11 protein-coding genes and 1 riboswitch are annotated in these 12,898 nt (G+C 63.9%); of the genes, 4 read left to right on the forward strand and 7 right to left on the reverse strand.

What is annotated here, in order from left to right; all coding sequences use genetic code 11:
* Window positions 1-19 precede the first annotated feature (19 nt).
* Window positions 20-493, reverse strand: coding sequence for a tellurite resistance TerB family protein (locus ASC48_RS11740; protein WP_055455935.1), 474 nt, complete (start codon window positions 491-493; stop codon window positions 20-22).
* A 333-nt stretch (window positions 494-826) separates the two neighbouring features.
* Here ASC48_RS11740 and ASC48_RS11745 point away from each other — a divergent pair, with 333 nt between their 5' ends.
* The 4 genes from ASC48_RS11745 to ASC48_RS11760 all read left to right on the forward strand — a co-directional run bounded on the left by ASC48_RS11745 (window position 827) and on the right by ASC48_RS11760 (window position 6,101).
* Window positions 827-2,110 (forward strand): imelysin family protein, encoded by a 1,284-nt coding sequence (locus ASC48_RS11745; protein WP_055455936.1) that lies wholly within the window; start codon window positions 827-829, stop codon window positions 2,108-2,110.
* 205 nt (window positions 2,111-2,315) lie between these two features.
* Window positions 2,316-3,860 (forward strand): di-heme oxidoreductase family protein, encoded by a 1,545-nt coding sequence (locus tag ASC48_RS11750; protein WP_055455937.1) that lies wholly within the window; start codon window positions 2,316-2,318, stop codon window positions 3,858-3,860.
* Window positions 3,860-4,957, forward strand: a complete 1,098-nt coding sequence (locus tag ASC48_RS11755) for an imelysin family protein (RefSeq protein ID WP_072242598.1) — start codon at window positions 3,860-3,862, stop codon at window positions 4,955-4,957. The genes ASC48_RS11750 and ASC48_RS11755 overlap by 1 nt, the downstream gene beginning before the upstream one ends.
* Complete coding sequence (locus tag ASC48_RS11760) at window positions 4,938-6,101, forward strand: DUF1513 domain-containing protein (protein ID WP_055455939.1); 1,164 nt, start codon at window positions 4,938-4,940, stop codon at window positions 6,099-6,101. Before ASC48_RS11755 ends, ASC48_RS11760 begins: the two co-directional genes overlap by 20 nt.
* Before the next feature lie 249 nt (window positions 6,102-6,350).
* On the opposite strand, the gene ASC48_RS11765 is transcribed toward ASC48_RS11760, so the two are convergent.
* The 6 genes from ASC48_RS11765 to ASC48_RS11790 form a co-directional block, all read right to left on the reverse strand.
* The gene (locus ASC48_RS11765; protein ID WP_055455940.1) at window positions 6,351-7,427 is read right to left on the reverse strand and encodes a FecCD family ABC transporter permease; all 1,077 of its coding nucleotides are present in this window, start codon (window positions 7,425-7,427) and stop codon (window positions 6,351-6,353) included.
* A complete protein-coding gene (locus ASC48_RS11770; RefSeq protein WP_141658932.1) occupies window positions 7,405-8,346 on the reverse strand; it encodes an ABC transporter substrate-binding protein in 942 nt (313 codons plus the stop codon). Before ASC48_RS11770 ends, ASC48_RS11765 begins: the two co-directional genes overlap by 23 nt.
* A 10-nt stretch (window positions 8,347-8,356) precedes the next feature.
* Window positions 8,357-9,124 (reverse strand): ABC transporter ATP-binding protein, encoded by a 768-nt coding sequence (locus tag ASC48_RS11775; RefSeq protein WP_055455941.1) that lies wholly within the window; start codon window positions 9,122-9,124, stop codon window positions 8,357-8,359.
* Entirely contained in the window at window positions 9,121-9,573 is a 453-nt protein-coding gene (locus ASC48_RS11780) for a DUF1636 family protein (RefSeq protein WP_055455942.1), read from the reverse strand. Before ASC48_RS11780 ends, ASC48_RS11775 begins: the two co-directional genes overlap by 4 nt.
* A gap of 35 nt (window positions 9,574-9,608) precedes the next feature.
* Window positions 9,609-9,826, reverse strand: a riboswitch (cobalamin riboswitch).
* A gap of 317 nt (window positions 9,827-10,143) precedes the next feature.
* Window positions 10,144-11,454 (reverse strand): NAD-dependent dihydropyrimidine dehydrogenase subunit PreA, encoded by a 1,311-nt coding sequence (gene preA / locus ASC48_RS11785; RefSeq protein WP_055455943.1) that lies wholly within the window; start codon window positions 11,452-11,454, stop codon window positions 10,144-10,146.
* Between the two features lie 28 nt (window positions 11,455-11,482).
* The gene (locus tag ASC48_RS11790) at window positions 11,483-12,841 is read right to left on the reverse strand and encodes an NAD(P)-dependent oxidoreductase (protein ID WP_055455944.1); all 1,359 of its coding nucleotides are present in this window, start codon (window positions 12,839-12,841) and stop codon (window positions 11,483-11,485) included.
* Window positions 12,842-12,898 lie beyond the last annotated feature (57 nt).

Consider the following 12,898-nt stretch of genomic DNA (forward strand, 5'->3'; position numbering starts at 1 on the left):
AAATCAGGCAATTGCCGGCTCACTCCGTGTCCGGCTGCCCCTGCTCGCGGGCAACTTTCTGGCGCAGGGCAATCCGCTCGCGCGAGGAGACACCGAGCAACTCCGAGACACGCCAGATGGTGTTGTCCTCGAACTCGTGCACGTGGCCGTCCGCATAGACAAGCTGCCACATCAGCTCGATGATCTTCTGGCGTTCCTCTTCATCCAGCTTGCGCTTCAGGACGGAGGTGAAGCCGTACATGTCGACAGCTTCGTTGTCCTTGTCCGTGGCAAGGGCCACAAGCTCGGCCGTTTCGCTGTCGCTCAGGGAATAATGGGTCTTCAGGATCGAGGTGAGCTTGGTCTTCTCCACGTCATCGACTTCGCCATCCACACTGATGACATGGACGAGCAAAGCGGCGACGGCCAGCCGGTGATCATCTTCGGCGAAAGTCAGATTGTCGCTGTCGCCAAAGGTGACGTCCTTGATGAAGCGCTTGAAAGCATCGAGCATAAAATCATCCGTCCTGAACTCTTGGGCGCGGGACCCGTTAACCGCAGCGGTTCTGGGTTCTCGCCACCGGATATCCGTATCTTCCCTGAGATATAGGTGAAGGCGTGGCGGAAAAACCACCCGAAAACCTGACTTTGGGCCACAAGCGCGTGAGGTGTTGTCCGTTTGCACCGCTGCCTGCGCTGTTTTGTAACTTGACACAAACCTTCAAGAATTGTCTTGTCCGCCGAGACCTGCCGCAGGCGCGTGCCCCTCTTCCGCCAGATCCGGGACATTTCTGCCGGGCAGTCACCGGGCGGCGCTGGGGCCGTCCGATGCCCAGGGAGATTGCCCATGACCCGCTCGTTCAAAGCCATTCTGTTTGCAGCCACTGCGATGATGGCCCTTCCCGCCACCATTTCCGCCCATGCGGCCGATGTGAAGGCGGCCGATGTTCTGGCCACCTATCAGGATGTCGCGGCTGCGGCCTATGCGGATTCCGTCACCTCTGCCAAGGCGCTGAAGGTTGCCATCGATGCGCTGATTGCCAAGCCCAATGACGAAACGCTGGCTGCCGCCCGCAAGGCCTGGATTGCCGCCCGCAATCCCTATCAGCAGACGGAGGCCTACCGTTTCGGCAATGCCATTGTGGATGACTGGGAGGGGCGGGTGAACGCCTGGCCGCTGGACGAGGGCCTGATCGACTATGTGGATGTGTCCTATGGCGATAGTTCCGAAGAAAATCCGCTTTATGCGGCTAATGTCATCGCCAATCCGAAGTTGCAACTGAATGGTGAAGAACTCGACGCCACGGTGATCACGCCGGAGTTTCTGTCGGAAAAGCTTCAGGAGGCAGGTGGTGTCGAGGCCAATGTGGCGACCGGCTACCACGCCATCGAGTTTCTGCTCTGGGGGCAGGATCTGAATGGCACGGGTCCGGGCGCGGGCAACCGTCCGGCTACGGATTTTGATCCGGCCAATTGCACCGGCGGCAATTGTGAGCGGCGCATCCAGTATCTGCAGGCGGCAACGGACCTGCTGATTGCTGATCTGGAAGAAATGGCGGCTGCCTGGGCTCCGGGTGGTGCGGCGCGCGAGGAGCTTGCGGCCAAGGGTGAAGCGGGCGGCCTTGCCACCATCTTCACCGGCATGGGCTCGCTCTCCTACGGCGAACTGGCCGGCGAGCGCATGAAGCTCGGCCTCATGCTGCACGATCCGGAAGAGGAGCATGACTGCTTCTCCGACAACACCCACATGTCTCATTACAACGACGTGGCCGGCATCCGGAATGTCTATTTCGGCACCTATACCCGCCTTGATGGCAGCAAGGTCTCCGGTCCGTCGCTGGCAGATCTGGTCGCTTCGAAGGACAAGGCCGTCGCGGAGGAGCTGAAGGGCAAGCTTGATGCATCGCTCGCCGCGTTCGACAAGCTCAAGACCCGCGCTGAAACGGTCGAGGCCTATGACCAGATGATTGGTGAAGGCAACGCGGAGGGCAATGCCGTTGTGCAGGCCGCCGTGGACAGCCTGATCGATCAGACCAAGTCGATCGAGCGCGCCGTTGCCGTGCTGGGCCTTGAGTCCATCGCCTTCGAAGGCTCTGACAGCCTGGACAATCCGGGCGCAGTCTTCCAGTAAGGACGGACTGGACGCGACAACGGGGATGGGGAGTTTTCCCTTTCCGGGGCTTGCAAGGCTTCTCCATCGTCATCCGGACGCGCCCCGCGCGATCCGGGATGATGGAAGGGCTGACGGTTTAAGAGACGGGGAGGGGACTGTGTTTCTCTCTCCTGCCGCTGCAGAGGGGTGTGGCTGATCTTTCCTGAACAGCCAGGGGAACAGCATGATTTTCTTGCGATGGAGGCGTTTTGCGGCTCCGGCCCGGCTTGCGGCCGGTATCTGCCTTGTTGCGGGGGCCAGCGCTGCGGCCGCGCAGACGCGTGCGCTTGATCACCGGCATGATCTGACAACGGCGGACCGGGAAAAGGCTGCAAAAGTGCTGGCCGCTCCTGAAAATTTTGCCGTGCCCGAGCCTTTCGAGGACATGCCGGGCGGTGCTGCCACTTCGCGCAAGCGTATCAACCGGGATGCCTTTTCCCATCCGTCCGCTAATCTCAGTTTCGAAGAGCAGCAAACCTTCCGGGTCGGTAACGGTATCTTCCGCAAGTTCTGGGTCTCTGCACCGTCCTCCACGCAAGCCTCGGACGGGCTGGGGCCGCTTTACAATGCGCGCTCCTGCCAGGGCTGCCATCTGAAGGACGGGCGTGGTGCGCCGCCTCAGCCGGGTGAGCCCGCCGTCTCCCTGTTCCTGCGGCTGTCAGTGCCGCCGGTGACGGAAGAGGAGCGGCAGGCATTGGCAGACCGGCAGGTGGCCACGCTGCCGGAGCCTGTCTATGGCGGCCAGTTTCAGACCTTCGCCGTGCCGGGCCTGGCGCCGGAAGGGGAACTGCGGATCACTTACGAGGATCTGCCTGTGGCACTGTCTGGCGGCGAAACGGTTGTCTTGCAGAAGCCGCGCTATGAGGCAGCGAACCTTGCCTATGGTCCCATGCGGCCAGACACGATGATCTCGCCCCGTGTTGCGCCGCAGATGATCGGGCTTGGGCTTCTGGAGGCGATTCACCCGGCGGATCTCGAAGCTCTTGCCGACCCGGACGATGCGGATGGCAACGGCATTTCCGGCCGTCTCAGCCTTGTGCGGGATCCTGCAAGCGGCGAGCTTGTGCCGGGGCGCTTTGGCTGGAAGGCGACGATGCCGGATGTGCGGGCGCAGAGCGCTGCGGCCTTTTCGGGCGACATCGGTATTTCGACGCCGGAACATCCGGATCCTTACGGCGATTGCACGGCAGCCCAGACAGCCTGCCGTGCCCTGCCCACGGGCGGGCAGGACCGGTTGGGGGAAACGGAAGCGCCCGGCCCGGTGATGGATCTTGTCACGTTCTACTCGGAGAACCTTGCCGTGCCCGCCCGGCGGGACATGGCTGATCCCGATGTGCTGAGGGGCAAGGAGGTGTTCTATGGCACCGGCTGCGCCTCCTGCCATGTGCCGAAATACGTTACCCGCAAGGACGCAAAAAACCCGGCGCACAGTTTCCAGCTCATCTGGCCCTATACCGATCTGCTGCTGCATGACATGGGTGAAGGGCTGGCGGATAACCGCCCGGATGGGGATGCCGGTGGCCGCGAATGGCGGACGGCGCCGCTTTGGGGTATTGGTCTGACGCAGACCGTCAGTGGCCACACCCGTTTCCTCCACGACGGGCGGGCCCGCTCGCTGCTGGAGGCCGTGCTCTGGCATGGCGGCGAGGCGCAGGCCGCACGCGATGCGGTGGTGGCCATGCCGCCAGAGGACCGCGCCGCCCTGATCCGTTTTCTGGAGTCTCTTTGATGCGCCGCATTGCCTGCCTTGCCCTTGCCTTTGCCAGCACTCTCCTGCCTTTGCATGCGCAGGAAAGGGCTGGCTATGCGGATTATGTGAAAGGGGCGGTCGAGGGCTATATCCGGCCGGAGACCCGTGCCTTTGCCAATGCTGCCACGCGTCTGCCCACGGCTGTTGAGGACGCCTGCAAGAGCCCTGGCACGGAGACGGCGGATGAGTTCCGCGTTGCCTATGGCGGTGCCGTGGCCGCTTTTGGCCGGATCAGTTTCCTGCGCTATGGCCCGCTGGCGGAAGAAAGCCGGCTGGAACGTATCGCTTTCCTGCCCGATGCGCGCGGCGTGGCGCAGCGGCAGATCCGCAAGCTGGTGGCAGAGCGGGATGAAAGCGCCACCACACCTGAAAGCCTTGCCGCCAAGAGCGTGGCCGTTCAGGGCCTGACGGCGCTGCAACTGGCGGCCTTTGATGACGACGGCCAGGTGACGCTGGGCGGCACGGATGAGGCGGGCGTCTATGCCTGCGCTTATGCGCAGGCGCTCGCCGTCAATCTGGCGCAGCTCTCCGGCGAAGTTGCTGCCCTTTGGGAGGCGCCGGACGGGTTCAGCGGGCAGCTTGAAGCCGCGGGGCCTGACAACCCACGCTTCCGCAACAGCAAGGAAGCGGCGGAAACCCTGTTCAATGCGCTGGTGACCGGGCTGGTGATCGTGCGCGATCAGGATGTTATCCCCGCTTTTGGCCCAGCGCTGGGCAATGATCCGGCATCGGCAAAGCCCAACCGCATACCTTTTTCCCGCGCCAATTTCGGGCAGGCCTATATCGCCAGTGAACTGACCGGCATCCGCGATTTCATCCGCGCCTCGAATTATGCAAAGGGCGTGGACAGCGAAGGTGAGTGGATTGCCGCGAGCCTTGAATTCGAGGTTTCCAATTCACTCAAGGCACTCGCCCGCGCCGGTGAGCCCATGCGCGAGACGGTGAAGACGCCTGAAGGCTACAAGGCCTTGTCGGACATGCTGATTTCGTTGAAGGGCCTGCGCGATCTCGTTGCGCTCAATCTGGCCGGATCGCTGGATATGACTGGAGGCTTCAATGCGCTGGACGGCGACTGATGCGCTGGTGTTGAACCGCAGGCGGTTTCTAACGGGTCTTGGCCTGACAACCGCCGCTGCGCTGATGACCTTGCCCGCGGACGCTGCAGTCAAGCTCCTTGGCGCGGACCTGGACGAGCCGCTGTTCGCCAGCGCCCGGCGCAATGCGGACGGGAGCCATGCGGTCGCCATCCTGACAGCCGATGGCCGGGACGTGATGGAGGTGCCGCTGCCCGCACGCGGCCATGGCGTGGCCCTGTCACCGGACGGCCGCAGGCTGGCCGCCTTCGCCCGCCGCCCGGGCCATTTCATCATGCTGATTGACCGGAGCGGGGAAACTCCGCCGCAGCTGACGGAAGCCGGGCCCGGGCGCCACTACTATGGCCATGGCGTCTTTTCGGCTGACGGGCGGCTGCTTTATGCGGTCGAGAACGCCTTCGGCACGGTGGGGGAGGAAACGCAGGGGCGCGTCGGCATCTATGATGCCAGCGGCGAAATCCTGAAGCGCATCGGCGAGTTCGAGACCCATGGCATCGGTCCGCATGACATTCTGCTGGCCGAGCAGGGCCGCGTGCTTGTGGTCGCCAATGGCGGCATCGACACCCATCCGGTCACCGGCCGCGAGATGCTCAATCTCGACACGATGAAGCCCTCCATCGTCTATCTGGATGCGGCCTCCGGTGCGTTGCTCGCCCGGCATGAACTGGACAAGGATCTGCATCAGCTCTCGCTCCGCCACATGGCGCTGGACGGGCGCGGGCAGGTGTGGGTGGGTGGTCAGTTCGAGGGCGAGAAGAGCCATTTTCCGCAGCTTGTCGCTCGTCTGGAGCGGGACCGGAAAATGGAACTGGTGCCGCTGAAGAGCGATGTTCTGGCCCAGCTCGACAATTACATCGGCTCGGTTTCCGTCAATGCCAGCGGCGATGTGGTGGCGCTGTCCTGCCCGCGCGGAGGGCGCATTCTCTATATGGCTGCAGACAGCGGCGTCTTGCTCGGTATGGATACGATCACCGACGGCTGCGGCCTTGCCGCCATCGATGCGCACGGCTTCCTTGTCTCCGACGGCAACGGCGGCCTCAGCCTTGCCGAAGACCCCCGCACACGGGCGCAATCCCTCGCCTTCGTGCCGGGCATCTCCTGGGACAACCACATGCTGGCGCTTTGACGGCGGCTTGATTCGACATGCAATCCTGAGAGTTACCCGGAGTTATGTGTCTGATTGGTATTGAAGCGTCTCCGTGCCCCTCCTCTCAAGGGGGGGAATGAGAGGTCACAGCCAGACAAGCAGATCCTTGAAATTACTTATCTTTTCCAGCTTCAAAGTAACGTCTGTGGCGCTTTCCTGCACGATGCGTGAATCCGGAAGCCCCTGAAAGGTGGGAGAGGCGTGCTGCGGGCACAGGTAGTGCTCGCCTCACCTCTGCCGTGCCATCAGCCAGATGAAGAACAGGCCGCCGGCGAGGCCGGTGACAATGCCGATGGGCATGTCTTCCGGGGCCATGACGACGCGGGCGCAGATGTCGGCAAAGATCAGGAACAGGGCTCCGGCCAGTGCGGACAGCGGCAGGACGCGGGCGTTGTCGCCGCCCGCCACCAGCCGCACCAGATGCGGCATCATCAGGCCGACGAAGCCGATGATGCCGGAGAAGGCGACCGACACGCCGGTGATGAGGGCGCCCGCCACAAACACCGACAGCCGCAGCCGGTTGACGGGGATGCCGAGCGTTGCCGCCGTCTCGTCCCCCAGCGTGATGGCGTTCAGCTGGCCCGCCTTCAGCCACAGCCAGATCCCGCAGGGCAGGAGCACGGCCAGCGGGTAGAGCAGGTGGCTCCACTGGGCAAGGCCCAGCCCGCCGAGCATCCAGAACACCACCGTATGGGTGGCCTTGGGATCGGCCAGGAAGATCAGGATGTTGGCGCAGGCCATGATGACGAAGGACACGGCAACGCCCGCCAGCACCAGCCGGTCGGGCGAACCGGCCCGCGTGATCCGCACCACGCAAAGAACGATGGCTGTTGCCCCCAGCGCGCCGAAGAAGGCGAGTAGCGGCACGGTCAGCAGCCCGAGAAACAGCCCCGTATGCAGCAGCGCCAGAATGGCGCCGAAGGCAGCGCCTGAGGAAATGCCGAGCAGGTGCGGGTCCGCCAGCTGGTTGCGGGTAACCGATTGCAGGGCGGCACCGGTCATGGCAAGGCCCGCGCCGACAAGAGCTGCCAGCAGCGCCCGGGGAAAGCGCACATCCCAGACGATGGCCTCGCGCGCCGCGCTCCAGGTCTTCTCCACCGATCCGTGAAAGATCTTCGACAGAAGGATCCCAGCGACATCCGCAGGCGGCACGGCGACGGCGCCCACGGCCAGGGCGGCAATCACCGCCGTGGCCAGAAGGGCAAAGCACAAGGCCGCGATGGCCAGCACCGGCCAGATTCTGGACCGGTGCCGGTCCGGTGCGCCTGTCAGCGCATCGGCCTCAGTTGCGTGCGAAACCGTCAACGAGCTTCTCCACGGCGCGGATGTTGCGGGGGCCGGGCGTTGCCTCGACATATTCCAGCACGACAAAGCGGTCATTCTTCACCGCGTCGATGCTGGCAAAGGCCGGATTGGACTTCATGAAGGCGATCTTCTGCTCCGCCGTCACCTGCCCGTAGTTGACGATGACGACCACTTCCGGATTGCGCTCGATCACCGGTTCCCAGGCGACGGTGGCCCAGCTCTTGCCGAGATCATCCATGATGTTGTGCCCGCCTGCGGCCTCGATGAGGGCGGTGGGCATGGCGTAGCGGCCGGCCGTGAAGGGCGTGTCCTCGCCGCTGTCATAGACGAAGACGCGCAGCGGCTCCTTGCCCGGCTCCTTCACCCCGGCCGTCACTTCAGCAAGCTTTGCCTCGTAACCGGCGACGAGCGCCTTGGCCTTGTCCTCGACGCCGAAGATCGTCCCGAGGTTCAACAGATCGTTGTACATGTCGGCCATGGAGATCTTCTCCTTGGGGCCGATGTGGATGCAGCTTTCGGTCAGCTCATAGACCTTGATGCCGAAGGGGGCGAGGGTGTCCGGTGTCACTTCGCCGCCCACCTTCATGCCGTAGTTCCAGCCTGCGAAATAAAAGTCCGCCTCTGCACCCAGCAGCACTTCCTTGGTGGGGTATTTTTCGGCGAGTTCCGGCAGTTCCTTCACGCCTTCACGCATCTCCGGATCCAGCGTCTTCCAGCCGGACACGCCGGTGTAGCCGGCCATGTGGTCCGTCAGGCCCAGCACCAGCATCATTTCGGTGAGGTTCACGTCGTTGGAAATGGCGCGGGCAGGGGCAGCGTCAAAGGTGACATCGCGGTTGCAGCTTTTCACCGTCACCGGATAGGCAAAGGCGCTGGCGGTTGTGGCCAGAAGGGCAGCGAGAGCAAGGGCTATACGCATCGGTCAGATCTCACAAGTGAAAGGAAAAACGGGGGGAATGGCCGGAGGTATCGATCCGCGAACGGACGGAGAAGGCCCCGGCGATATTGGCTTCGGTCAGCGCCGCTCCCGGCGTGTCCATGGCGAGCACGGTGCCGTTGGCGAGCAGCAGCACCCGGTCGGCATGTTCTGCGGCCAGCGTCAGGTCATGCAGGGTGGTGATCACCGTCAGCGGCAGGCCGCGTAAAAGCGCCATCAGCTCCAGCTGGTGGCGGATGTCGAGATGGTTCGTCGGCTCATCAAGGATGAGCAGGCGCGGTTCCTGCGCCAGCGCACGGGCCACCAGCACGCGCTGGCGCTCTCCGCCGGACAGGGTGCCGAAGGAGCGTTCGCTCAGCGCCGTCAGGTGCAGCCGGGCCAGGGCATGCTCCACCACCTCGCCATCATGCGCTCCTGCTGCCGCAAGTCCGCGCTGATGCGGCAGGCGGCCGAGGCTGACGATCTGGCGCACGGTGAGGGCAAAATCCGTCGGCTGCTCCTGCAGCACCACGGCAATGCGGCGGGCCGTCTCGCGGCTCGACATGACCCAAAGGCTCGTGCCCTCCAGCCGCACATCACCGGTCTGCGGCTTGTGGAAGCGGTATAACAGCCGCAGCAGCGACGACTTACCCGCGCCATTGGCACCGCAGATGGCCAGCATCTCGCCCTGATTGACGGTGAAGCTGATCCCGGAGAGGAGCGCCAGATTCCCGCGCGGCCCCCAGCCGAGATTGTCCGCTTCAAAGAATGGCGCGCTCACGTGCCGGGTCCGAAGGCGGTTGTGCGGCCGGGCGCGGGAATGCGGGCCAGCGCCGTCTTCGCCATACGGCCCGGACGCTCGGAGGCCCTGCACCAGCCATCGGCAAGCCCGTGATACTGGCGGGCGAAAGCGGCAATATCCGGCACGTCGTCCAGCGTCAGGTGGCCGAACAGCCAGCCGGTTTTGCCGGGAGACGTCAGCGCGACAGCACAGGGCTGGCTGCAGGCGGCCATGCATTCAACGGCGGAGACGGTCCAATGCGCGTCCTGCTGCAGGGCGCTGGCAAGCGCGGTGCCAAGGTCAAATCCTGGCCGTTCGCCGGTTTGCGTGTCACGGCAGGTGACGCAGATGGTGAGATGATGGGAAGGGGAGGTTCCCACCGTTTTGGGAATGGCCTGCACGGGCGCAGGCACAGGTGTTCCGGCCAAGGCCGGTCCCTGAATGGTCATGGCTATGCTCCTTCCGGGACACCCCGCCCGGCGGTTTGAGGTCTGCTGCGATGGCAGGTCTCCTGACTTGCGGGTCGCCGCTTGCCCGGTCCTTCCCGTTCCTCGTTGGAACAGTGGATCACTCCGGGGTCGCTCGCCGCCTACAGTTGCGGGGGCAGTCACGGACTTGGCGCCTTTTGGCTACACCGTACCGTGTTCCCTTTTCACCCGGCCAAGGCTTTGCCAGCCGGGAACCATCGCCGCAGATGATCAAAGCCGCCGTCCTTCCTGTCAAGCTCCATCGTCATAAATTCAGGATGGGTCTTCATACGGTGGCAGTGATATATGTTATAAGATAACATTACAATATGCGGGCTTCGGAAGGACAAAAAAAACCCCGGCTGCCTATGCCGGCAGCCGGGGGAGTCGCCTCTCATCGAGCTGGGGGTGAGCTGCATCCCGGGGGCAGGGTGCAGCCGCAAGTCTGTGCCTTTACGCCAAGTCTTAAGATGCTCACGCATCAAGGCCTGGAACGCTCAGGCGCCGCAGTGGTTGAACAGTTTCCCTTGAGCAAAGCTCTCCGGGGCTTAATCACTCGGCGGCGATGCGGGCGCTGGGGTTGTTCGGATGTGTCGTCCAGTTGGCATAGTCCCCAGAGACGGAACGGCCCGTCCGTGGATCAACGGTTCCAGCGGCCATTGGTTCCATGGTGATGCAATTTTCCACCGGGCAGACCGAGACGCAGAGATTGCAGCCGACGCATTCCTCGTCGATCACCTCGAACTTGCGCACCCCGTCCACCATGCTGGTGATCGCCTGATGCGAGGTGTCCTCGCAGGCGATGTGGCAGCGGCCGCACTTGATGCAGAGGTCCTCGTCTATCTTCGCCTTGGCGACGTAGTTGAGGTTGAGGTAGCGCCAGTCGGTGACATTAGGCACCGCCCGGCCGCAGAAGTCCGATATCCGCTCATAGCCGGCCTCGCCCATCCAGTCCTTCAGGCCCTCGATCATCTCCTCGACGATCTTGAAGCCATAGGTCATGGCGGCGGTGCAGACCTGCACGTTGCCGGCACCCAGCGCGATGAACTCCGCCGCATCGCGCCAGGTGGTGACGCCGCCGATGCCGGAAATGGGCAGGCCGTAGGTTTCCGGATCACGGGCGATTTCCGCCACCATGTTGAGGGCAATCGGCTTTACCGCCGGGCCGCAATAGCCCCCGTGCGAGCCCTTGCCGTCAATGGTCGGCGTTGGCGCCATGCGGTCAAGGTCAACACCCACGATGGAGTTGATGGTGTTGATCAGCGACACCGCATCCGCCCCGCCGCGCTTGGCGGCCTGCGCGGGCTTGCGCACATCGGTGATGTTGGGCGTCAGCTTGACGATCACCGGCATGCGGGTGTGCTTCTTTGCCCAGCGGGTGACCATCTCGATATATTCCGGCACCTGGCCCACGGCCGAGCCCATGCCGCGCTCGCTCATGCCATGCGGGCAGCCGAAGTTCAGCTCCACCCCATCGGCCTCGGTTTCTTCCACGCGCTTGAGGATCGCGGCCCAGTTGGGCTCCTCGCAGGGCACCATCAGGGACACGACAAGGGCGCGGTCCTTCCAGTCGCGCTTGACGCGCTTGATTTCCTGCAGGTTCACCTCAAGTGGCCGGTCGGTGATCAGCTCGATGTTGTTGAGGCCGATGAGCTGGCGGTCCTTGCCGTGAATGGCGCCATAGCGCGGGCCATTGACGTTGACCACATTCGGGTCCTCGCCCAGCGTCTTCCACACGACGCCGCCCCAGCCCGCCTTGTAGGCGCGCACCACGTTATATTCCTTGTCCGTTGGCGGCGCGGAGGCGAGCCAGAACGGGTTGGGCGACTTGATGCCGACGAAATCAGATCTCAGATCAACCATGACGGGATCTCCGGAAAGAACGGCTGGCTCAGGCGCTGAGCGCCTGATGGATGGCTTCTGCGGCAACCTTGCCGTCCTCGACGGCGGCCACGGTCAGGTCTTGCCCGCCGGCGATGCAGTCGCCGCCTGCCCAGACTTTGGCCATGGTGGTTGCGCGGGTGGCGTCCGTGACGATGCGGCCATTGTCGAGGGTCAGCGCCGCCGCCGAACCGTTCAGCCCGGCCGGGTTGAGCTTCTGGCCCACGGCCTTGAACACCATGTCGGCGTCAAGACGGAAGGTCTCGCCGGTCATCACCAGCTTGCCGGTGTTGTCGAGCCGGGTGCGTTCCAGCTCGATGCCGGTCAGCTTGCCGTTTTCCCCGTGCATCGCCTTGGGGGCTGCCCAGTGCAGGATGCGCACGCCATTGGTCTGGGCGAGGTCCTGCTCATAGGGGCTGGCGTTCATGTGCTCCTTGCCGCGCCGGTAGGCGATGGTCACCTCTTCGGCGCCCAGCAGCTTGCTCTGCACGGCAATGTCCACCGCCGTCATGCCGCCGCCGATCACCACAACGCGCCGTCCGACGGGCAGGGTGGAAAGATCCTTCGCCTGCCGCAGCTCCGCGATATAGGCGACCGCATCCACCACGCCCTCCAGCTCCTCGCCGGGAACGGACAGGCCGTTGACACCGGCAAGGCCGATCCCGAGGAACACGGCGTCGAAGTCCCTGGTCAGGGCGGAAAGGGAGAGGTCCTCGCCCAGCACCTTGCCATGTTCCACGGTGATGCCGCCGATGGAGAGGATGAAATCCACCTCGCGCGCCGCAAAGTCATCGACGGACTTGTAGGCGGCGATGCCATATTCGTTGAGCCCGCCCGCCTTGGGGCGGGCATCATAGAGCGTTACCGCATGGCCATGCACGGCGAGGCGGTGGGCGCAGGACAGGCCCGCCGGGCCCGCGCCCACAACGGCCACACGCTTGCCGGTTTCGGGGGCGCGGGTGAAGGGCGTGGTGCTGTGCGTTTCCATGTAATGGTCGGTGGCAAAGCGCTGCAGCTCGCCGATCTTCACCGGCTTGGCTTCGGCCTCGTTGCGCACGCAGGCCTGCTCGCACAGGGTCTCCGTCGGGCAGACGCGGGCGCACATGCCGCCAAGGATATTCTGCGCAAAGATCGTCCGCGCCGCGCCGGTGTCATTGCCGGTTGAGATCTGGCGGATGAACAGCGGAATGTCGATTCTGGTCGGACAGGCATTCACGCAAGGCGCGTCATAGCAGAAGTAGCAGCGGTCACTCTCAACCCTTGCCTCATGCGGATCGAGGCGCGGGTGCAGGTCACAGAAGTTCTGTGCATACTGGTCAGCCGGAAGGCGCGCAGGCGCAATGTCCGGACCAGATCTGGTCTCAGTCATGGGAGGATCTCCGGAAGGTGGCGATCTATGTTCGGCGCCCGTTTCTTTTTGCGAACA

Origin of the sequence: Pannonibacter indicus (genome assembly GCF_001418225.1) — a bacterium.
Taxonomy (GTDB): Bacteria; Pseudomonadota; Alphaproteobacteria; order Rhizobiales; family Stappiaceae; genus Pannonibacter; species Pannonibacter indicus.

Bases quoted from the DNA above. Each gene is read 5' to 3' on its own strand.
- ASC48_RS11740 (WP_055455935.1), bottom strand. From the start codon at position 493: ATGCTCGATGCTTTCAAGCGCTTCATCAAGGACGTCACCTTTGGCGAC.
- ASC48_RS11745 (WP_055455936.1), top strand. From the start codon at position 827: ATGACCCGCTCGTTCAAAGCCATTCTGTTTGCAGCCACTGCGATGATG.
- ASC48_RS11750 (WP_055455937.1), top strand. From the start codon at position 2,316: ATGATTTTCTTGCGATGGAGGCGTTTTGCGGCTCCGGCCCGGCTTGCG.
- ASC48_RS11755 (WP_072242598.1), top strand. From the start codon at position 3,860: ATGCGCCGCATTGCCTGCCTTGCCCTTGCCTTTGCCAGCACTCTCCTG.
- ASC48_RS11760 (WP_055455939.1), top strand. From the start codon at position 4,938: ATGCGCTGGACGGCGACTGATGCGCTGGTGTTGAACCGCAGGCGGTTT.
- ASC48_RS11770 (WP_141658932.1), bottom strand. From the start codon at position 8,346: ATGCGTATAGCCCTTGCTCTCGCTGCCCTTCTGGCCACAACCGCCAGC.
- ASC48_RS11780 (WP_055455942.1), bottom strand. From the start codon at position 9,573: ATGACCATTCAGGGACCGGCCTTGGCCGGAACACCTGTGCCTGCGCCC.
- preA (WP_055455943.1), bottom strand. From the start codon at position 11,454: ATGGTTGATCTGAGATCTGATTTCGTCGGCATCAAGTCGCCCAACCCG.
- ASC48_RS11790 (WP_055455944.1), bottom strand. From the start codon at position 12,841: ATGACTGAGACCAGATCTGGTCCGGACATTGCGCCTGCGCGCCTTCCG.